This window comes from Pseudomonas sp. GM18 (genome assembly GCF_000282195.1).
Taxonomy (GTDB): domain Bacteria; phylum Pseudomonadota; class Gammaproteobacteria; order Pseudomonadales; family Pseudomonadaceae; genus Aquipseudomonas.
In genome coordinates this window covers 35,103-55,260 of the sequence record NZ_AKJT01000037.1, presented here as the reverse complement: position 1 = coordinate 55,260, position 20,158 = coordinate 35,103, and the positions used below count along the sequence as shown (strand labels likewise).

Sequence of the window (20,158 nt, the reverse complement as noted above, 5' to 3'; positions counted from 1 at the left end):
GGGTTACCCACCAAGACGGATAAACGCATCCGACTTTAAAACAATACTAACCAAACTGATTTTCAGCCTCAAACAAGAAAACAAACAATTGATGACCAACCGAAAATCCAGAGCATTAAAACAGTCAAAAACAACAGACAAAAGATAAGCAAAACAATACCAAGCACAGTCCATCGACGATTGCGAACCTGAATTAATATTTAAACCAGCGCTGAAGACTCTGAAATTGACGATGTTCTTATCAACCTATTTAGCGGTTCAATGCTGCATCTGGCAAAGCAGCAGATAACACAGACCCTGTTTAAGTCGCCGCACTCAAAAAACACCAAGCGATAAAAACAACAACCTCAATCGAACAGCCAATCAATTAATTACACTTAAGCTAGAAAAACAAATGTAACTTTTATCTTTGACAGAAACGGCTATTAACAAACTGCGCACGACCTTGAACCAAACGGCCTGCGTCGGTTGCTTCAGAACATAATGAGCCGGATAGTGAATTGCCTGATGCGCCCGCAAAAACGTTCCAGACGCACCCGGTTAATGTACGGCGGGTATCCGAGCATCTTTCTGTGGATGCACGGTGAAAAATCCTACGCATCGAAGGGGGGATTGCGGCCAGCAGATCTGGCCGCCATGGCTTACCCGGCTGGCTTGTCGCCGTACCAGCGAGGCGTATACACCCACTTGCCACCCTCGGCACGCGGGAACTCGCAGGTGGTGGAAGAGCCGATCAGCACCATGGTGCGCATATCCACCTGATCCGGGGTCAGCTGCCCCAAAGTGATAACGCGCAAAGTCTGGCCCGGGCGGCCAATGTCGCGACCCAGCACCACCGGCGTTTCAGCGGTGCGGTGTTGCGCGACGATCTCCAGTGCCCGGCCCAGTTGCCAAGGGCGCGACCGCGAGATCGGGTTGTAGAACGCCAGCGCCAGGTCGGCCTGAGACGCCAAATCCAGACGCTTCTCGATAATTGCCCAAGGCTTGAGGTTGTCCGACAGCGACATCACACAGAAATCATGGCCCAACGGAGCACCGGCCTGAGCCGCCGTTGCCAGGGACGCGGAGACACCCGGAAGAATCTCCAGATCGACGCTGTGCCATGCGGGCTCACTCGACTCGTGCAACGCCTCGAGTACCGCCGCCGCCATGGCGAACACGCCCGGATCCCCGGACGAAACCACCACCACCGACCGCCCTTGGGCCGCCAGTTCAAAGGCGTGGCGGGCACGCTGCATTTCTTCGCGATTGTCGGTGCAGTGCAACACCTGATCGTCGCGAAATGGCCCGGCCATACGTACGTAGGTTTCATAACCGAGCACGTCATTAGCGCGCGCCAGTTCGGCCTTGACCGCCGGCACCATCAGTTCGGCAGCGCCAGGGCCCAGGCCGATCACGGCCAACCGACCGCGCGCACGACCGATCTGCGCAAGTTCCAGTGGCTGACTGGCCACTGCGATGGCGATCCCGCTATCCGCCGTCACGACGGTAGCGTGCGGTACGGTGTGGCGGGCCAACTCGCTGACGCCGCTGACCGACGCAAACCGCAGTGGCACGCCCAGCTCAAGCGCCGCTTCGCGCAACGCAGGGTTGGCCATGTCCAAGTCGCTGGCCAACAGGCACGCCAGCGATTGCACAGCGATTTTCGCCTGATGCAAAGCCATTCGAACGGCGCTCGGCAGGTCCGCCACCTCGGCGCTCACCGCCACCAGCACGCTGCGCGGGTAGATCATCAATTCATTGGCCGCAGGCGTGCGCTCGGCACTGCCGACATGAATCGACAACCGAGCCTGGGGATCTTCCGGTAACTGTGCCTGATCAAGCCACGGCGCAGCCCCTTCAACGCGCACGCTTTGACCTGCGAGCAAATCCGAGACGAAGCGCTTGCCCAGTTCCAGATCACCCAGGGCATAACCGCTCGGTGGATTGAGCAGACAAGTGCCGAAGCGCAATTCACCGCTGGTGGTGATCGCCGCCGCGACGTCAAGGCCGGCGGCGATCTCGCGCGCCATGACGTTCACCCCGCCGAGGCCTCCGAGCAACGGCACCACCGCGCTGCCGTCCTCAGCCACGGCCAGCACCGGCGGTTCGGCGCCTTTTTCCAGCAGCAACGGCGCCAGAGTGCGAATTACGATCCCTGCCGCGCACAGGGCGATGATCGGCGTGTCCTGTTGATAAAGCTCACGCAGGGTCGCGCCGAACTCGTGATAAACACGATCCGCGCCTTCGACCCGTTCGGCCAGTCCATGGATCAGCGCGCCGGGGTATAGCCGTGCAATCTTGCGTGCGGTCGCGAGGCTGCCATTACCGAGAATGACAATCGCCGGAGTGGAATGGGCCATCAGCCTTGCCACCTTTCACCGGGAACGATGATCAGCGAGAAATACGGCGAGGACATCGGCTCGACCTGATCCAGCGGTACGATCTTCTGATTAGCCATGGTCGCGCGCTCCACGTACAGCGCACGCTGCGCCAGACCGAGCTCTTCCAGCACCTGGCGGACCTTGGGAAAGTTGCGCCCCAGTTTCATGATCACCGCCGCATCGGCGTCGGCCAGTCGCCGTTTGAGGTCGTCGTGAGGCAACACACCCGACAACACCGACAGGCTCTGATTGCGATACACCAGCGGCGCACCGAGTACCGACGCGCCACCGAGCATCGAGCAGACACCCGGCACGACTTCAGCTTCGTAGCGCTCGGCCAGACGATCGTGCAGGTACATGTAAGAGCCGTAGAAGAACGGATCGCCTTCGCAGATCACCGCCACGTCACGGCCCGCATCCAGATGCGCAGCGAGTTCTTCGCCGGCCGCATCGTAGAAATCGCTGATCACTTGTTCGTACGACAACGGTGCTGGCAACGCTTCGGTGGTCACCGGGTAAACCAGCGGCAACAGGGTCTGTGCATCCTGCAGATGCGCTTCGATGATGCCGAACGCATTGCCCTTCTTGCCCTTGGCGACGAAGTACGCCACCACCGGCGATTCACGCAGCAGGCGCAAGGCTTTGACGGTAATCAGTTCCGGATCACCGGGGCCGACGCCCAGGCCAATCAAACGTCCAGGTTGCTGCATCATTCGATCTCCGTGGCGAGGGCGTTGACAGCGGCGGCGGCCATGGCGCTACCGCCCAGCCGGCCTTGCATGATGACGAAAGGCACGCCACGGCTGTCCGCCGCGAGCATCGCCTTGGATTCGGCGGCGCCGACGAAGCCCACCGGGAAGCCGAGGATCAGCGCGGGTTTCGGCGCGCCGGCATCGAGCATTTCCAACAGATAAAACAGTGCGGTCGGTGCATTGCCGATTACCACCACGCTGCCTTCCAGGTGCGGGCGCCACAGCTCCAGCGCGGCAGCGGAACGGGTGTTGCCCAGCTCACGGGCAAGCTCCGGCACGCTGTCGTCGCGCAGGGTGCAAATCACTGGGTTATTGGCCGGCAGACGCGCGCGGGTCACGCCTTCACTGACCATCCGCGCATCGCACAGAATCGGCGCACCGGCGGCCAGCGCATCACGCCCGGCCTTGCCGGCGCCTTCGGAAAACTGTAGCCCGTCGATGGCCTCGACCATGCCGCAGGCGTGGATCACCCGCACGGCGAGTTTCTCCAGATCGGCCGGAATACGCGCAAGGTTGGCCTCGGCGCGAATGATCGCGAAGGAGTTGCGATAGATCTCCTGACCGTCGCGGATGTAATCAAGCATCAAGGGCGCTCCGTGAGCGGGCGTCGAGCAAGGCTGCGACCGCTTCAATAGTAAGGTTGTGTGCGTGCAGCGTGCCGAAACCCGGCTGCGCTGCATCGCGAAGATAGAGGTCGTAGTGACCGGGGGCGACAGCCAGCAAAGTGACGGGCGCCACATGGGCGGCGGCGCAGGAACGCCGGCAGCCGGACAAATGCACTGCTTGATCGTGACGCGGCAACAGCGCGGCCAATTGCACGGCGTCGCGCTTGGTATCGGCCAGGCCTTTAGCGCAGCCAGCGGAACCGGTGCAGGCGATCAACCGTGACAAGGGCTGATCGGCCTTGCACAGCAGGCCCAGTTGTTCCAGGCGCCGAATGACTTCGGGCACCTGCTCTTTTTGAACCGTGGGCAGCAACAGACTTTGCCATGGGGTGAAACGCAGGCTCGAATCGCCGAACTCGCGCGCCAGTTGTGCCGCGCCTCTGAGCATGGCGGGGTCGAGTCGTCCCAAAGGAGGTACGGCGCCGATGTAGACATACTCGATTTCACGTTGCGGATGAGCGCCGATGTGCAGCACGTCCGGACTCGGTGAACGCTGCCAATCGGAAATCGACTTCAAGCGCACCTGCTCGGCCAGGCGAGCAAGAAACTCTGCGAGCGGGTATTCGGCCAGCAAATGACGCATCCGTGTTTGATCGGGACGCGCCAGGTCGAGAAACAACTCCAGCACCGCAACCACCAGCGCGTGCCCCTGCTCGAGTGAAACCGCGCCTGCGGGCCTGTCCGTGGGGCAACCCGCCAGTCCGAATGCCAGCAACTGTTCGCCCTCTTGCTCAGCAGCAGACAACCACAAATCATGCGGGTGTTCGAGCATCGCCAACGCCTCGCCGCCATCCAGTTGCACGGCAAACTTGGCACTGAGTTCGTGGAAACGTTCGTGGCTTTGCAGGGTGGCGAGGATCTGCTGCGCGAGCGCACGCGTGTCGAAGAGCATGTGCCGATCAATCCCGGCGGCCGGGCTGAGCATCAAATTGCGCACATCGTCACCCGCTGCGGTGCTCGGGCCCAACCCTGCAGCGAGCAGGCTGTCGATGAGTGCCGTCTGCTCACTGCCAATCCCGCGAATCTGCAGGTTGGCGCGGTTGGTCGCCTCGATCACGCCCCCGGCAAACCGTTCGGCTGCGCTGGCCACCGCTTCAGCCTGGGCAGCGTTGATCGAGCCGCCGGTCAATTTGATCCGACAGATGCCGCCATCCAGCGCCGGGACGATGCGCAGCAACCCCGGGCAGGCCGAGGGGCGTAAGGCGGTGGACATCGGGCGTTCGTTCAAAGGGGCGACCGGCAGTGTGGGAAAGGCGCTTCGCGGGCGAAGGCGCGGTATTATGCCTGCTTTGTCCGACGGCATGAAAAGCCTGCCCGTCGGAACCCCCCCTTTAAGGCATTTTTTTGAGGACTGCAGATGTCGCCCTGGCTGACAGTAGTAGGTATCGGTGAAGACGGCTTCAAGGGCCTGGGCAAGAATGCCCGCCATGCCCTGCTGGGCGCTTCGCGGATCTTCGGCGGCCAGCGGCAACTGGATTTGTTGCCCGTGTGCATTCGCGGCGAACGCCAGCCCTGGCCCAGTCCGTTTACCCTCGAGCCGGTACTGGCGCTGCGTGGCGAGCCGGTGTGTGTGCTGGCCAGCGGCGATCCGATGTTCTTCGGCGTCGGTGCCAGCCTGGCGCGGCAACTGCCCGCCACAGAAATGCTGATCCTGCCCGCCCCCTCTTCCGTATCGCTGGCAGCCGCTCGCCTGGGCTGGCCGTTGCAGGATGCGGTGACGCTGTCGGTGGTCGCCCGCCCCGTCGCCGCGCTCAACGCCCATGTGTTCAGTGGTGTGCGTTTGCTGGTGCTGAGCAACGACGGCCAGAGTCCGGCGGCCATCGCGGCGCTACTGCGTGAGCGCGGTTTCGGACCGAGTCGCCTCACCGTGTTGGAACATCTGGGCGGTGAAACCGAACGACGCATCGAGGGCGTCGCCAACGACTGGAGCGACCCGGTGATCGCCGATCTGAACCTGATCGCCATTGAATGCATTGCTGAACCGAACACACCGCGCTTGTCCCGATTGGCCGGCCTGCCAGACTCCGCTTTCCAGCACGACGGCCAACTAACTAAACGCGATGTACGCGCCATCACCCTTGCGCGCCTCGCCCCGGTCCCCGGCGAACTGCTGTGGGACGTCGGCGCCGGCAGCGGTTCGATCGGCATCGAATGGATGCGCGCTCACCCGAGTTGCCGGGCGCTGGCCATCGAAGCGGATGAGGGACGGCAGTCGTTGATCGAACACAACCGCGATGCCCTGGGCGTGCCCGGCCTGCAACTGATTCGCGGCAGTGCTCCGCAAGCCCTGAGCGGGCTCGAACGCCCGGACGCGATATTTATCGGTGGTGGCGTCACTCGCGAAGGCGTGCTCGACACTTGCTGGGCCCAGCTCAAACCCGGTGGCCGGTTGATCGCCAACGCCGTGACCCTGCAAAGCGAAGTGACCTTGATGGCCTGGCGTGAACGGCATGGCGGTGAGCTGACCCGCATTCACGTCGCCCAGGCGCAACCGTTGGGCGAGTTCGATACCTGGCGTCAGGCGCTGCCGATTACCTTGCTGGATGTGACGAAACCCCTCGATGCGTGACGAAACCGCCGAACAACCCGCCCCGCTGCGCAGCGGCCTGACCACCGGCAGCTGCGCCACCGCCACCAGCCTCGCAGCCGCCCGCCTGCTGCTCGGCGGCGTGGAAGCGGACGCCGTCGAAATCATTCTGCCCAAAGGCAAACGGGTGCAGATGCGCCTGGAATTCTGTCGGCTGACGGACGACGGTGCCGAAGCCGGAACGATCAAGGACGCCGGCGACGACCCCGACGTGACCCACGGCGCCCTGCTGTTTTCCCAGGTGCGCCTGCACAGCGAACCGGGCATCCGCTTCAGCGCCGGCCGTGGTGTCGGCACCGTCACCCGGCCCGGGCTGGTGCTGAACGTCGGCGAACCGGCGATCAACCCGGTGCCGCGCAAGATGATCACTGATCACCTGACGTTGCTGGCCGAGGAACTGAATTACCAGGGCGGCTTCGAGGTCACGGTAAACGTCGAGGACGGCGAAGCCCTGGCGCTGAAAACCATGAACCCACGGCTGGGCATTCTCGGCGGCTTGTCGATCCTCGGCACCAGCGGCATCGTCCGGCCATTCTCCTGCGCCGCCTACATCGCCTCGATCCACCAGGGCATCGACGTCGCCAAAACCAATGGCTACCTGCACATCGCCGCGTGCACTGGCAACGCCAGCGAAGACACCATGCGCCGGGTCTACGACTTGCCGGAAATCGCCCTGATCGAAATGGGCGACTTCGTCGGTGCGGTACTCAAGCACTTGCGCAAAGTGCCTGTGGATAAACTCAGCCTGTGCGGCGGCTTCGGCAAGATCAGCAAACTGGCGGCCGGGCACATGGATTTGCACAGTCGGCATTCAAGCATCGACCTGCCGCAACTGGCCGAATGGGCCGCGGCGGTCGGTGCCGATGCGGCGTTGCAACAGGCGATCCGCGACGCCAATACCAGTCAGCAAGCCTTGGCCATGGCCAGCGCCGCCGGGATCGCCCTCGGCGACGCGGTGTGTCAGCACGCCCTCGACTTTGCCCGCAGCGTGGTGCCGGCGCAGGTTCAGGTCGAAGTGTTCGCCATCGATCGCCAGGGCGGGATCGTCGGCCACGCGGGAGTTTTTCAATGAAGCGTGTGTTGTTGCTTGGCGGCGTCACTGAGGCCCTGGCCATCGCCCGAACCCTGGGCCCGGAGCACATCTATAGCCTGGCCGGTGTCGGTCGGGTGCCGACCGATCTGAACTGCCAGGTCCGCGTTGGCGGCTATGGCGGCGCCGAAGGTCTGGCGCAGTTCATTCGTGACGAAGGCATTGACCTGCTGCTGGATGCGACCCACCCCTACGCGGCCCGCATCAGCCACAACGCCGCCACCGCCGCGAAGTTGAGCGGCATTGCCTGCTGGGCCTTGCGCCGTCCGGCCTGGCAGCCACAAGCCACAGATGACTGGCGCGAAGTCAGCGACTGGGGCGAGCTGATCGAAGCGCTGAAACCCTTTCGCCGACCGCTGTTCACCCTCGGTCGCGAGCCATTGCAGCACCTGCACGAAATCCCGCCGGAGCAATTCTGGACGTTGCGTGCACTGGACGTTTATCCGGGCAACGAGCGCTGCGAAGTGATCGGCGCGCGTGGGCCGTTTCTGATCGAGGACGAACACGCGTTGTTCGAGCGACGGCGGATCGACGTGCTGATCAGCAAGAACAGCGGCAGCACCGCCACCGAGCCGAAACTGGAAGTGGCGCGGGAACGTGGAGTGCCAGTGTTGGTGTTGAAGCGGCCGGTGTTGCCGGGGGTTGAGCGGGAGTTTTGGTCTGTGACTGAGGTTTTAGCGGCCCTCACACAAAACCTGTAGCAGAAAATGTGCACCCCCCTACATATCCATCGGACCTAACGCACAACATCATCCAAATCGACTGACTTGTGGGCTCACAACCCAACCCTCATATTTCAAGCCCCACCCATGTAACGGGGAATGGCGGATGACTGAAAAATTCACTCGCTTCGATATCACTGAGTTTCTCCTGACGCCTGCCGATATGTGGCACTACATCAAGGCCTGCGAAGAGGAAGACTCAGGCGATGGAAGCTTCAATCGTGTAGCGCTCAGAGATGTCAAACACACAATCCGGGCAAGAATCCAAAGTGACCCTCAATTCGCGCAAGCATTAAGAGTCGAAGTCGCTACACTCTTTCAAAACGGCGAGGCTGAGCTTGCGCGCCGGCTGCTCGGTATGCTGACTGACGCGCTGCGACACCACACCGCACGCGGTCTTTTTACTTATCGCCCCTGATCAGGCTAAATAGCCGCGCCTGATCGCCCACTCAAACGGATCTGTCCCATGTCCCGACAACGGCTCGCATTTGCCTGGATCGCCTGCTTTGCAGTGCTGTTCAACATGCTCGCCATGCCGATGTCCGGAGCGATGGCCCAAACGGCGAAATCACCTGCCGAGCAGTTGTTGTGGGGCAGCTTCTGCTCTTCCAGCGGCACGAAGCTGGTGGCGATTTCCCTGGGCGACATCGAACAGAAAACGCCGCAGAACGACGATCATTCCAACATGCAGCATTGCTGGTGTTGCTCGGGCTCCGCGCCGTTGGTGGCGTTGCCGGGGCATGCGCCGCAATTGTATTACGCACGATTCGACGCCAATCGAAGCGTGCCGCCTGCCACGCTCGACACACCGACACCGCGCCAGCAATGGCCCAGTCTCAACCCCCGCGCGTCCCCTCTGGTGTGATTCCTTCTCGCAATTGACCTGCGTTTTGAATCGTTCTGGAGAACTGCCATGTTGAACAAACTCATCGTCCTGGCTGTGTTGCTGCTGCCTGCCTGTTTTGCCAATGCCCACGAGTACAAGGTTGGCGAACTTGAGATCGCCCATCCGTGGTCGCAGGAGCTGCCGCCCAATGCGCCCACCGTCGCGGCGTATTTCGTGATTCACAACAAGGGCAAAACCGCTGACCGACTGCTCAGCGTCGGATCGCCGATATCCGGCAAGGCCGAGCTGCACGAACATGTAATGCAAAACGACCTGATGAAAATGCAGCAAGTGCCCAGCGTCGAGATTCCGGCTGGCGGCGAAGTTACCTTCGCGCCGATGGCGTACCACGTGATGCTGCTGGAGTTGAAAGACCGCAGCCAGTTGAGCGACGGCAAGCGCTTCCCGCTGACGATGCACTTCGAGAAGTCCGGCGATGTGACGGTCGAGGTCTCGGTGCAGAAAAAGGCACCGGACGGCATGCAAGAGCACATGCACGCCCAGTAATCGCCCCCGTTGAAAACGCCTATGCGCCCGCATAGCGCCAGGCCATCCGTGCACCGCCGTCAGCCAATGAGCCTGACCCGCGGCAGCTGGATCAGCCTGTTCGCCATGCTGATGATCTTTATCGGCCCGCTGATTTCTCAGTCGATGCCGATGGATTCGCGCGCGCCTGCTTCTACAAACATGTCCATGAACATGTCGATGGACATGAGCATGGACATGTCGGCGATGGAGCATGCCGACCACGACGCACAACCCGCCGCCGAACACTGCCGGCCGACAGCCGAGCATCACGCGCTGTGGGAAAAATGCGGCTATTGCAGCCTGCTGTTCAATTGCCCGGCGCTCACCAGTGGCGCTTCATTCACCGCGTTCGACACACCGCCCGCCACCACCTTCACCACACCCTCCACCCGCCTGGGCCACGCCCGGCAACCCTTCTTCCCCGGCGCCCGCACCCGCGCCCCGCCCATCGTCGCGTAAACACCCACCTCCGATCTCACACGGTTTAGAAGACAGCCGCAGGCTGCCGGCCGTGTCGTTTACGACTGTTCGATGGAAATTGTCATGTCCAGGTTTTCTGCTGACACACGTTTGGGCGCTGCCCAGGCTTTTTTTGCCCTGAACCCATCCCGCGTTCGCCTCAGGCAGGCCACCGCCGCTCTTTGCGGCTTGCTGCTGACTCCAATGGTGCTGGCTGATGAACACGCCGGCCACACCGAAGAACTGAGCCCGACGGTGATCACCGCCATCGCGCCGAGCTCGCCGCTGACCGTGGTCACCAACCCCAAGGACCCACGCCAACCGGTGCCGGCCAGCGACGGTGGCGATTATCTGAAAACCATCCCTGGCTTCGCCCTGGTGCGCAACGGCGGCACCAACGGCGATCCGGTGCTGCGCGGCATGTTCGGCTCGCGCCTGAATATCCTCACCAACGGCGGCATGATGCTCGGCGCCTGCCCCGGCCGGATGGACGCGCCGACCTCGTACATTTCACCGGAAACCTACGACAAACTCACCGTGATCAAAGGCCCGCAAACCGTGCTCTGGGGCCCCGGTGCATCGGCCGGCACCATCCTGTTCGACCGAGAACCGGAAAGCTTCGGCGAACTCGGTACCCGGGTGAATGCCAGCGTATTGGCCGGCTCCAACGGCCGCTTCGACAAAGTGCTGGACGCCGCTGCCGGCGGGCCGCTGGGTTACGTGCGCGTGATCGGCAACACCGCGCATTCCGATGACTACAAGGACGGCAACAACGACACCGTGCCCTCGCGCTACGACAAGTGGAACGGTGATGTAGCGCTCGGCTGGACCCCGAACGCCGATACCCTGCTGGAACTGACCGCCGGCAAGGGCGACGGCGAAGCCCGTTACGCCGGGCGCGGCATGGACGGTTCGCAGTTCTTGCGCGAAAGCCTCGGCCTGCGCTTCGAGCAGTCGAACATCGGTGAGGTGCTGGATAAGGTCGAGGCGCAGGTCTACTACAACTACGCCGACCACGTGATGGACAACTACACCCTGCGCACGCCGTCTGGCACCGGGATGATGGCCGGCCCGATGGCTTCCAACGTCGACCGCCGGACCCTCGGTGCGCGGATTAAAGCCACTTGGCGCTGGGCCGATGTGCAGCTGATCAGTGGCCTGGATGCGCAGACCAACGAGCACCGCCGACGCAGCGCCATGGGCGTCGACACCTACAAGGATGTGCCCCGCGAAAAAGACGCCGACTTCCACAACTACGGCGTGTTCAGCGAACTGACCTGGTACGCCGCCGACAGTGATCGACTGATCACCGGCGCACGACTGGACCGCGCTTCGGCCAAGGATTATCGGCAGACCATCGGCTCCGGGATGATGGCCCGCCCCAACCCGACCGCCGATGACACCCGCGCCGACACACTGCCCAGCGGTTTCGTGCGTTACGAGCATGACCTGGCCGACAGCCCGACCACGCTGTATGCGGGCCTCGGCCATGCCCAGCGTTTCCCGGATTACTGGGAGCTGTTTTCACCCAAGTCCGGCCCTGCCGGTTCGGTGAATGCGTTCGACTCGATCAAGCCGGAAAAAACCACCCAGCTCGACTTCGGCCTGCAATACAAGACCGCAGACCTCGAAGCCTGGGCCTCGGGTTACGTCGGGCAGGTGCGTGACTACATCCTGTTCAACTACACGCCGGGAATGATGGGCATGACCTCGCAAGCCGAGAACATCGACGCGCGAATCATGGGCGGCGAACTCGGTGCGGCCTACAAGCTGACGACCAACTGGAAAGCCGACGCGACCCTGGCCTACGCCTGGGGCAAGAACAGCAGCGACGGCACTGCCCTGCCGCAGATGCCACCGCTGGATGCGCGTTTCGGCCTGACCTACAGCGCAGACAACTGGAGCGCCGGCGCCTTGTGGCGGGTGGTCGCGACGCAGAACCGCATCGACCAGAACAAGGGCAACGTGGTCGGCAAAGACTTCGACAAGAGCTCGGGTTTTGGCGTGTTCTCGCTTAACGGCGCATACCGGATCAATAAGAACTGGAAGGTCAGCAGCGGCGTCGACAACTTGTTTGGCAAGGCCTACGCCGAACACTTGAACCTTGCCGGCAACGCCGGTTTCGGCTTCCCGGCCAATGATCCGCAAGCCATCAACGAACCGGGGCGCACGCTCTGGACCAAGGTCGACATGAGTTTCTAAGAGCATCGTCGGAACGCCGCCCGGAGCAAGCCCGCTCCCACAGGTTCAACACCGTCCATGTGGGAGCGGGCTTGCCCGCGATCGGTTGCGCAGCAACCGCAACAAACAACTAAAAGATCCAAGCCTAGCGGAGCACTCGAAATGAAACAGCCCAAACCGAACTTCTACAACCTGGCCTGGCGCTGGCATTTCTATGCCGGCCTGTTCGTCGCGCCATTCATGGTGATGCTGGCCCTGACCGGCATCGTTTACCTGTTCAAACCACAACTCGATCCATTGATGTACGGCAGCCTGATGAACATCCCGGCCGGTCATCACACCGTGGCCGCCGACGACCTGCTCAAACGGGTGAAAGAAGCGTATCCACAAGCCCGGATCAAACAATACCTGCCGCCGGTCAACGCCGAACGCAGCGCGCAATTTGTGGTGATCAATGAAGGTCATGAACTGAACGTGTTCATCGATCCGTACCACGGCGACATCCTCGGCGAGCAGGATGCGAAGAACAATCTGCAGGCGCTCGCACGCTCGATTCACGGCGAGTTGATGATCGGCACCGTCGGAGATCGGCTGGTGGAGCTGGCCGCCGGTTGGGGTGTGGTGTTGGTGGTCTCCGGCGTTTTTCTGTGGTGGCCGCGTGGCCAGAGCGCCGGCATTCTCTGGCCGCGCTTGAACAGTCGCGGCCGCGTGCTGTGGCGTGACCTGCACGCGGTAACCGGGTTCTGGGGCGCGGCCTTGTTGCTGGTGATGCTGCTCAGCGGCATGACCTGGACCGGCTTCTGGGGCAAGCAATACGCCGACCTCTGGAACCGCTTTCCGGTCGCCATGTGGAATGACGTGCCCAAATCCGACGTCGAGGCCCGCAGCCTCAACAGCGCCACGCGCCAGACCGTGCCGTGGGCCATGGAAAACACGCCGATGCCAATGTCCGGCGACCACACCGAACACATGGCTCACACCGGCACGCAGGCCGGTCCGGCAGCGCCGACCATCAGCCTGCAAGACGTGCAAAACATTGCCGTGCAGCGCAAGGTCGAGCCCGGCTACAGCATCACCTTCCCCACCACCGCCACCGGTGTGTTCACCATCGCGGTGTTCGCCGACGACCCGCGCAACGACGCCACCCTGCACGTCGACCAATACACCGGCGACGTCCTCGCCGACGTGCGCTGGCAGCAATACAGCAACGTCGCCCGGGCCACGGAAGTCGGCGTGATGCTGCACGAAGGCAAGATGTTCGGCCCGTTCAATCAGATCATCGTGCTGCTGATCTGCCTGATGATTCTGCTCAGTGCTGTCAGCGGCGTGGTGATCTGGTGGAAGCGCCGGCCACAGGGCAAGTTCGGTGTGCCGCCGTTGCGTCACGACCTGCCGAAATGGAAAACCGCGATGGTCATCATGTTCGCCCTGGCGGTGATGTTTCCGTTGGTGGGGGCTTCGCTGGTTGTCGTGTGGGTATTGGATCGGGTGCTGCTGTCGCGCTTGGGCCGGCAAACTGAATCCACCTCACCTTCATTATGAAAACAGGCGAGATACGCGTACGCGCAAAGCCAATACAATGACGGCCGCGATCTTTCTTCGTCACCGCCGATTGATCGTTCCCACGCTCTGCGTGGGAATGCAGCCCGGGACGCTCCGCGTCCCCAAAGCGGACGCAGAGCGTCCATTGTGGCGTTCCCACGCAGAGCGTGGGAACGATCGTTGGGAATGAAATGACTTCGCTGAACATCACCAACCTCGCCTGGACACCCCTGGGCCACGGCCACTGCCATCACCAGTTCCAGCTGCGTGACGCTTCCTTACACGTGGCCGCGGGTGAGTTCGTCGGGTTAATCGGCCCCAACGGCAGCGGCAAGACCAGCCTGCTGCGGTGTGCCTATCGCTTCAGTAAACCGGAACATGGCGAGGTAAAACTCGACCATCACAACGTCTGGAAGCAATCCTCACGCTGGTGCGCGCAACGCATTGCGGTGGTGTTGCAGGAATTCCCCGATGCCTTCGGCCTGACCGTCGAGGAAGTGGTCGCCATGGGCCGCACGCCGCACAAAGGCCTGTTCGACGGCGACACGCTTGAAGACCGAAAGCTCGCGACCCAAGCCCTCGAATCAGTCGGACTCAAAGGCTTCGAAGACCACGCCTTCGCCACCCTGTCCGGCGGTGAAAAACAGCGCGTGATCCTCGCCCGCGCCCTGGCCCAGCAACCGCAATTGCTGATCCTCGACGAGCCGACCAACCACCTCGACCCGCGCTATCAACTGGAACTGCTGCAGCTCGTCAAACGCCTGCAGATCGGCACGCTGGCGAGCATCCACGACCTCAATCTGGCGGCGGCCTTCTGTGATCGGCTGTACGTGATCCATCACGGTCGCATCATTGCCGGCGGCACCCCCAAAGAAGTCCTGACCACCCACCTTCTGCACACCGTGTTCGGCGTCGACGCCCTGATCGATGACCACCCCTTGCACGGCTACCCACGAATCACCTGGATAACCCAACCATGACTTTGCGTTCCCTGCTTTGCGTCGCGTTGTTGCTGGGCAGTGCCCATGCCTTCGCCGAGGCCACGAAATACCCGCTGACGGTTCAGAGTTGCAATCGCGCAGTCACCTTCAAGCAAGCGCCGAAACACGCGGTCAGCCACGACATCAACATGACCCAGATGATGCTCGCCCTCGGTCTCAAACCCAGGATGGCCGGCTACAGCGGCGTGACCGGATGGAAATCGGTGACGCCCGAGATGCAGACCATCCTCGATGGCTTACCGGAGTTGGCGGCCAAGTACCCGTCGGTGGAAACCCTGCTCAACGCCAACGTCGATTTCTTCTTCGCCGGTTGGGATTACGGCATGCGCGTGGGCGGTGACCTCACGCCACAAACCTTGCAACCGCTGGGGATCAATGTCTATGAGTTGACCGAGTCCTGCGCGTTCGTGATGAAGCGTCCGCCGGCCAGCCTGGAAGACACCTACAACGACCTGCGCAACCTCGGCAAAATCTTCGACGTGCAGGATCGCGCCAATGCCGTGATTGCCCAGATGCAGGAGCAAGTCGCCGAGGTGCACAAGGACCTGCCGACCGACAAGCCTCGGGTATTTCTGTACGACAGCGGTGAAGACCGGGCCATGACCTCCGGGCGCCTCGGCATGCCACAAGCGCTGATCGATGCTGCCGGCGGGCGTAACATTCTCGATGACGTCGAGGCGAGCTGGACCCGGGTCAACTGGGAGAACGTGGTCGAGCGTAATCCGCAGGTCATCGTGATCGTCGATTACGGCGAGGTCACCGCCGAACAGAAGGAGCAGTTTTTGCTGAACAACCAGGCCCTGCAATCGGTGGACGCGATCAAGAACCAGCGCTTCATCGTCATTCCTTACGTGCAGGCCACGCCGGGAATCGACAACGTGCTGGCGGTCGAAACCCTGGCCAAGGGTTTCCACGGCGAATGATTGACCGTCGTTATGCCTTGTTGCTGATGGCCCTCGGCGCGCTGTTGCTGGTGTCGTGTGTGGTGTCGTTGGGCTTCGGTCCGGCGCGGGTGCCAGTGGACGTGGTGTGGCGGATTCTGCTGCACAAGGCCTTCGGTGTTGGCGAGCAGAGCTGGACAGCCGGCCAGGAACACATCGTCTGGCTGATCCGCGTGCCGCGCATGTTGCTCGGCGCACTGGTGGGCGCCGGCCTGGCGTTGATCGGCACGGTGCTGCAAGCGGTGACGCGCAATCCGCTGGCCGATCCGCACTTGTTGGGCGTGACCTCCGGCGCGACCCTCGGCGCGGTGATCGTGGTGCTGCATGTCGGTGAAATCGTCGGCCTGCTGACCTTGCCGATCGCGGCGTTTATCGGCGCGCTGCTGAGCATGTTGGTCGTGCTGATGATCGCCAATCGCAATGGGCGGCTGGACAGTGATCGGCTTCTGTTGTGCGGCGTGGCTGTGTCGTTCGTGATGATGGCGATTGCCAATTTGCTGCTGTTCCTCGGCGATCACCGGGCAAGTTCGGCGGTGATGTTCTGGATGCTTGGCGGGCTCGGGCTGGCGCGTTGGGAGTTGCTTGCGGTGCCGGCCGCCAGTGTCTTGCTGGGGCTGGTTTTGCTGTTGGGCATGGCCCGACCGTTGAATGCGTTGATGGCCGGCGAACAGACCGCCGTGACCCTGGGCCTCAATGCCCGCACCGTGCGCTTGCGGGTGTTTTTGATTGCCTCGCTGATGACCGGGGTGTTGGTGTCGATCAGTGGCTCGATTGGTTTCGTCGGGCTGATGGTGCCGCACATTGCCCGTCGATTGGTCGGGGCCGAACACCGACGATTGTTGCCGGTGTGCGTATTACTGGGCAGTGTGTTTCTGGTGTGGGTCGATGTCGCCGCGCGCACGCTGATCGCCCCCGAAGACTTGCCAATTGGCGTGGCCACGGCGGCGATTGGCGGGTTGTTTTTCATCGGCCTCATGCGCAAGCGTTGACCGGGTGCTATGTAGTCAGGCTCCTGAAACGGTTATAACTCATCCCGGGGGTATTGGACGGATACATCGGGAACCTGCTGGCGTATGACTTTCCAATCGGTTCCCAGTTGCCCGGCCTGGCGCCAATAACCGGCAGCCTTCAACACTTCTAAATGGCTGTTGTTAGCCAGCCTGGAAATGAACGCCTCGAACGACAACACGGTGGTCCATCGGTCATTGGGGGGTTGCACCAGTTTTACTTTAAGCAATGCTTGTTCCGCTATCGAATAGGTCGGTACGTACTTCAACAATGCACCGTCGCGTGTCGAGTAGTAGAAAGCCGTAATATCGAAGCCTTTGTTTTTCAAGGCCTGGGTGTGCGAATGAATCGACTCGGGAGAAGCGAAGTTCGCATTGTCAGCGTCATCAGATTGAACAATCTGATGACTGGCCATCCATTTGCAGCCGTCAGGCAAGTGCAGCAATCTAGTGCCTGGTGCAGCTGAAACGTCGCTTGCCGTGCGGAAGATCAGCCTGATGGCTTCATCGGGATGACCCGTGCCAGCGAGGGGTTCCATGCCAACGTATGAGTAAGTATCGGGTTTGGCCAGGATTGCGCTTGTACACGCCACGCCTATATTGAATCGTGCCGCTCGAAGCTGAGCATAACGAGCTGCATCGTCGGGATGATGAAACATGGGCCCAAACGGCAGCCTGGACTTGCTGGCCCACCTTGCTTCGACGGACACAGACCGCATACCAGCAAGCCAGTCCTGACCCACCTCACCCGGTCGTGACCAGTAAGCGCTGGTCAGCAGAACCTCCAGTTTTCCCGCCGCCGCCATACGCCTGATGTAATTGGTCAGCGTGAATGTGCCACGGTTGATAGCGTCCTGGTCCCGCTGAGCTTGCGCATTGGTTGCAAACGGATTGTCCCTGATTTCAACCTGACCAAATCTGTCGAGCGTGACGCGCGGATCGAATGGGGCGAGTTCAAGACGCAGCAGGGCGCCGTCGCCACAGGAAAAATAAATCGGCCTGTATCCTTGGGGTGTACGGACGCTGTCACGCGCCAGGCTCACATCCAAGGGTGAAAAGAAGTGCCGATAGTCATCGTCCGACAGCCCCGGCGGCGTAGCGGCTGCACACATGATGAGCCCACTGTCCACGTAGCGGTAAGGCAATACTCCGGGAAAAACACGGTCATACGCCAACCGTGAGTTGCGCACACTCACGGGCAACGTCGCGAGGAAAGAACCGTCGCGAGCGTTGCGCAGGATAAATCCGAAGCCGAGTAATGAGCGACTGCCTGCCTGTTCATGTGCCAGGCGTGCGGCATCCTGCTCCTGGACGCAGATCGCACTGTAAGCCGGTTCCGTCAAAGCCCTTGGGTAACCCGTCGTGTGGGGGGTCGTCTGATAGGGCTCAAACTCCGTGACGTCACGAGCCGGGCCCCATAGGCGGCTTCCTGCAACCACTTTCAGGTATCCGGAATTGACCAGCTTTTTAACCCACGCGGTCGGCGTCAAAGTACCGGCATGGATCTGTTCCTTGATCCAGGTGGCATCCAGATCACGAGCCGGTTTCCCCAACATGCTTATCGCAATGCCCAGATCCGCGCGGATACGCTCCCAAGTGCCGATCCGGTAACGGATGATCGCTCCGTCGGGTGCAAACAGGTATTCATCGAACGCCCGCGCTCTGCGCATGAATGCGGTGTAAACAGAATCGACAGAGAGCATGTTGCGATAGAGCTCGTTGTCGACGTCCGATAACAAGATGGGTAATGCGCGTAGCACCCTTGAGCGATAACGCGCAACGATTGTGCAGTCTGTAGGAAACTGGCCGAGCTCGACTGCTGCATCCGCAAAGACCCACTTGATATCAAAGTCTTCCTGGGGAATATCGACAGGATCAGTGGCCACGTACCTTCCATCAGAGCGCAGGAGAATCTGGCCACCGAATACTCTTGCCGTACCGGCAGGCACTTGCGAGCGCGCATGCACGGCGGCGTCATCAGCCGTCAGGAACACCGGGCCGAGCGAACGACGCTGCAGGTTCTGGCTCGGCGCCCAATGAATGCCAACCAGCCCTTTCCTGTCCCAGCACACACTGGTGCGCAACACCTGCAATGAATCGTTTCTGGCGACCGTCACGACAAAATCGGTTGCGCTCAACTGCCCCTTGGCCAGATTGTTTTGAATGGCCTCCAACCCCATGTTCGGGACGTCGTTGTCGAACAGCTGGGTGTCCGGGCGGGGTACATACTTCAGCAGTGCGCCGTCCGGAGTCGACATGTAGAGAGACGCCGGAACTCTCGCCCCGATGACCGGGCGTTTTTTTGCGTTGTAGACCACGACCCATAGATCTTTCGGAACAATGAAATGCTCGGCCAACCAGCGTCGGGGGGCATCCCGCTCATGCTTGACCCGCAGGCGCGAATAGAAATAGGAGTGAGGGATGAGTGACTCGGGATAGTCATATTCCCCGGACTTTGGGGAGCGTCGGAAAAAACTACGTTCCAGGAAAAGCCTGTCTCTTGGAAAACTGACGGGGACCAGTTCGCTAGCGACATACTCTTCTTTGTCCTTGTGCTTGAGAATCAACCCGAACCAGGTCTGTCCTTCATCACGTTGTACGGTGTTTCGGGCATAACGATCGAGCGCCGCTGCGTCAGCTGACTGGAAAACCGCACCCAACGACACCCTCTCCGGTACATTCCGCTCCCAAGGGCCAGGAACGAAGTGCTCCGTGACTTTTCCCCGAGGTCGCCAGCGACCGTTGCTGATAATGACCTGCAAATCGCCGGCGACCGTCGCCTCGTTCACGAGTTGTTCCGGTTTGACCACTCCTTTTTCCAGGTCGAGGGCAAGCTTGCCGGGCGATTGGGTGGTTCCCAACTGTTTGAGCAGTGCCGACGAGCGCGGGCTGCTGTCGGGGGTGAATCGGATCAAACTGTCTTCGGCCCCCGATAGATAACCCGTCCCTCCGGTTCCGAAAGATTTGCGCAGCTCTTCGGCATTGAACATCAGCAGGCTCGTCGTCGCATCGTCGATGGACCATTTCAGCTCCGCGACCTTGACCGCATCGAGTGTCGAAAGTGCGGGGTGAGAGTAAAACAGACTGTGCAATACATGATTGTCGAAGGACAGCAGGAAAGGCGAATCGTACGGTTTTTCGGCAGGTTCAGTAACCACGTACCGTTGATCATTTCGCTTAAATATATAGCCGTAGTATCCGCGATTACGACGACGGCCTACTCGTTCGTGGGCATAACAGGCAGCGTCGTCCGCCGAAAGAAAGCTCCGACCCAATATATTTGGTCTTGATAGAGCGATTATCCATTCGTGCCCTTGTGGTTGGTCATCCATGATGGGGGTACTCCACTAGTGATCATTGAGCACCCACTGTGGCACTGAGAAATACGCCCATGGCGGTACATAGTTATTCCTCTTTGAAGTGCGCCCCAAAGG

General features: G+C 61.2%; 17 protein-coding genes. 12 read left to right on the top strand and 5 right to left on the bottom strand.

Translation table 11 applies throughout. The annotated features are described in order from the left end of the window. Positions 1–641: 641 nt before the first annotated feature. The 4 genes from cobJ to cobG are packed head-to-tail and all read right to left on the bottom strand — an operon-like array spanning position 642 to position 4,993. On the bottom strand, positions 642–2,342 hold the full coding sequence (gene cobJ / locus PMI21_RS17255) for a precorrin-3B C(17)-methyltransferase (protein WP_007937193.1): 1,701 nt from the start codon (positions 2,340–2,342) through the stop codon (positions 642–644). Beyond that, complete coding sequence (locus PMI21_RS17260; protein WP_033063954.1) at positions 2,342–3,073, bottom strand: precorrin-2 C(20)-methyltransferase; 732 nt, start codon at positions 3,071–3,073, stop codon at positions 2,342–2,344. The genes cobJ and PMI21_RS17260 overlap by 1 nt, the downstream gene beginning before the upstream one ends. Continuing rightward, entirely contained in the window at positions 3,073–3,699 is a 627-nt protein-coding gene (locus PMI21_RS17265) for a precorrin-8X methylmutase (RefSeq protein WP_007937188.1), read from the bottom strand. Before PMI21_RS17265 ends, PMI21_RS17260 begins: the two co-directional genes overlap by 1 nt. Continuing rightward, positions 3,692–4,993: a precorrin-3B synthase gene (gene cobG, locus PMI21_RS17270; RefSeq protein ID WP_033063953.1), complete on the bottom strand. Its 1,302-nt coding sequence runs from the start codon at positions 4,991–4,993 to the stop codon at positions 3,692–3,694. Before cobG ends, PMI21_RS17265 begins: the two co-directional genes overlap by 8 nt. Positions 4,994–5,137: 144 nt before the next feature. Between cobG and PMI21_RS17275 the strand changes: the two genes are divergently transcribed. The 12 genes from PMI21_RS17275 (at position 5,138) to PMI21_RS17330 (ending at position 16,706) form a co-directional block, all read left to right on the top strand. Beyond that, positions 5,138–6,349, top strand: coding sequence for a bifunctional cobalt-precorrin-7 (C(5))-methyltransferase/cobalt-precorrin-6B (C(15))-methyltransferase (locus PMI21_RS17275; protein ID WP_007937175.1), 1,212 nt, complete (start codon positions 5,138–5,140; stop codon positions 6,347–6,349). Further along, complete coding sequence (locus PMI21_RS17280) at positions 6,342–7,439, top strand: cobalt-precorrin-5B (C(1))-methyltransferase (RefSeq protein ID WP_007937173.1); 1,098 nt, start codon at positions 6,342–6,344, stop codon at positions 7,437–7,439. The genes PMI21_RS17275 and PMI21_RS17280 overlap by 8 nt, the downstream gene beginning before the upstream one ends. Then, the gene (locus PMI21_RS17285) at positions 7,436–8,158 is read left to right on the top strand and encodes a cobalt-precorrin-6A reductase (RefSeq protein WP_007937171.1); all 723 of its coding nucleotides are present in this window, start codon (positions 7,436–7,438) and stop codon (positions 8,156–8,158) included. The genes PMI21_RS17280 and PMI21_RS17285 overlap by 4 nt, the downstream gene beginning before the upstream one ends. 127 nt (positions 8,159–8,285) lie before the next feature. Beyond that, the gene (locus PMI21_RS17290; protein WP_007937170.1) at positions 8,286–8,597 is read left to right on the top strand and encodes a hypothetical protein; all 312 of its coding nucleotides are present in this window, start codon (positions 8,286–8,288) and stop codon (positions 8,595–8,597) included. A 48-nt stretch (positions 8,598–8,645) separates the two neighbouring features. Further along, positions 8,646–9,044 carry a DUF2946 domain-containing protein gene (locus tag PMI21_RS17295; protein ID WP_007937169.1) on the top strand — a complete coding sequence of 133 codons (399 nt, stop codon included), beginning with the start codon at positions 8,646–8,648 and terminating at the stop codon, positions 9,042–9,044. Positions 9,045–9,092: 48 nt separating this feature from the next. Then, positions 9,093–9,572, top strand: coding sequence for a copper chaperone PCu(A)C (locus tag PMI21_RS17300; RefSeq protein ID WP_007937168.1), 480 nt, complete (start codon positions 9,093–9,095; stop codon positions 9,570–9,572). A gap of 21 nt (positions 9,573–9,593) precedes the next feature. Next, positions 9,594–10,052 (top strand): DUF2946 domain-containing protein, encoded by a 459-nt coding sequence (locus PMI21_RS17305; protein ID WP_033063951.1) that lies wholly within the window; start codon positions 9,594–9,596, stop codon positions 10,050–10,052. Between the two features lie 84 nt (positions 10,053–10,136). Then, positions 10,137–12,254 carry a TonB-dependent copper receptor gene (locus PMI21_RS17310; protein ID WP_007937166.1) on the top strand — a complete coding sequence of 706 codons (2,118 nt, stop codon included), beginning with the start codon at positions 10,137–10,139 and terminating at the stop codon, positions 12,252–12,254. 141 nt (positions 12,255–12,395) lie between these two features. Then, positions 12,396–13,775, top strand: a complete 1,380-nt coding sequence (locus PMI21_RS17315) for a PepSY-associated TM helix domain-containing protein (protein WP_007937165.1) — start codon at positions 12,396–12,398, stop codon at positions 13,773–13,775. A gap of 191 nt (positions 13,776–13,966) precedes the next feature. Next, a complete protein-coding gene (locus tag PMI21_RS17320) occupies positions 13,967–14,755 on the top strand; it encodes an ABC transporter ATP-binding protein (RefSeq protein ID WP_007937164.1) in 789 nt (262 codons plus the stop codon). Beyond that, a complete protein-coding gene (locus tag PMI21_RS17325) occupies positions 14,752–15,699 on the top strand; it encodes an ABC transporter substrate-binding protein (RefSeq protein WP_007937161.1) in 948 nt (315 codons plus the stop codon). The genes PMI21_RS17320 and PMI21_RS17325 overlap by 4 nt, the downstream gene beginning before the upstream one ends. Continuing rightward, positions 15,696–16,706, top strand: a complete 1,011-nt coding sequence (locus tag PMI21_RS17330; protein WP_007937159.1) for a FecCD family ABC transporter permease — start codon at positions 15,696–15,698, stop codon at positions 16,704–16,706. The genes PMI21_RS17325 and PMI21_RS17330 overlap by 4 nt, the downstream gene beginning before the upstream one ends. A 32-nt stretch (positions 16,707–16,738) precedes the next feature. On the opposite strand, the gene PMI21_RS17335 is transcribed toward PMI21_RS17330, so the two are convergent. Further along, positions 16,739–20,056: a hypothetical protein gene (locus PMI21_RS17335; RefSeq protein WP_007937156.1), complete on the bottom strand. Its 3,318-nt coding sequence runs from the start codon at positions 20,054–20,056 to the stop codon at positions 16,739–16,741. Between the last annotated feature and the right edge of the window lie 102 nt (positions 20,057–20,158).

Excerpts from the sequence above, each read along its gene's own strand:
- PMI21_RS17260 (WP_033063954.1), bottom strand. The coding sequence starts at position 3,073 with ATGCAGCAACCTGGACGTTTGATTGGCCTGGGCGTCGGCCCCGGTGAT.
- PMI21_RS17305 (WP_033063951.1), top strand. The coding sequence starts at position 9,594 with ATGCGCCCGCATAGCGCCAGGCCATCCGTGCACCGCCGTCAGCCAATG.
- PMI21_RS17280 (WP_007937173.1), top strand. The coding sequence starts at position 6,342 with ATGCGTGACGAAACCGCCGAACAACCCGCCCCGCTGCGCAGCGGCCTG.
- PMI21_RS17290 (WP_007937170.1), top strand. The coding sequence starts at position 8,286 with ATGACTGAAAAATTCACTCGCTTCGATATCACTGAGTTTCTCCTGACG.
- cobJ (WP_007937193.1), bottom strand. The coding sequence starts at position 2,342 with ATGGCCCATTCCACTCCGGCGATTGTCATTCTCGGTAATGGCAGCCTC.
- cobG (WP_033063953.1), bottom strand. The coding sequence starts at position 4,993 with ATGTCCACCGCCTTACGCCCCTCGGCCTGCCCGGGGTTGCTGCGCATC.
- PMI21_RS17325 (WP_007937161.1), top strand. The coding sequence starts at position 14,752 with ATGACTTTGCGTTCCCTGCTTTGCGTCGCGTTGTTGCTGGGCAGTGCC.
- PMI21_RS17310 (WP_007937166.1), top strand. The coding sequence starts at position 10,137 with ATGTCCAGGTTTTCTGCTGACACACGTTTGGGCGCTGCCCAGGCTTTT.
- PMI21_RS17330 (WP_007937159.1), top strand. The coding sequence starts at position 15,696 with ATGATTGACCGTCGTTATGCCTTGTTGCTGATGGCCCTCGGCGCGCTG.
- PMI21_RS17265 (WP_007937188.1), bottom strand. The coding sequence starts at position 3,699 with ATGCTTGATTACATCCGCGACGGTCAGGAGATCTATCGCAACTCCTTC.
- PMI21_RS17335 (WP_007937156.1), bottom strand. The coding sequence starts at position 20,056 with ATGGATGACCAACCACAAGGGCACGAATGGATAATCGCTCTATCAAGA.
- PMI21_RS17320 (WP_007937164.1), top strand. The coding sequence starts at position 13,967 with ATGACTTCGCTGAACATCACCAACCTCGCCTGGACACCCCTGGGCCAC.
- PMI21_RS17315 (WP_007937165.1), top strand. The coding sequence starts at position 12,396 with ATGAAACAGCCCAAACCGAACTTCTACAACCTGGCCTGGCGCTGGCAT.
- PMI21_RS17295 (WP_007937169.1), top strand. The coding sequence starts at position 8,646 with ATGTCCCGACAACGGCTCGCATTTGCCTGGATCGCCTGCTTTGCAGTG.
- PMI21_RS17285 (WP_007937171.1), top strand. The coding sequence starts at position 7,436 with ATGAAGCGTGTGTTGTTGCTTGGCGGCGTCACTGAGGCCCTGGCCATC.
- PMI21_RS17275 (WP_007937175.1), top strand. The coding sequence starts at position 5,138 with ATGTCGCCCTGGCTGACAGTAGTAGGTATCGGTGAAGACGGCTTCAAG.
- PMI21_RS17300 (WP_007937168.1), top strand. The coding sequence starts at position 9,093 with ATGTTGAACAAACTCATCGTCCTGGCTGTGTTGCTGCTGCCTGCCTGT.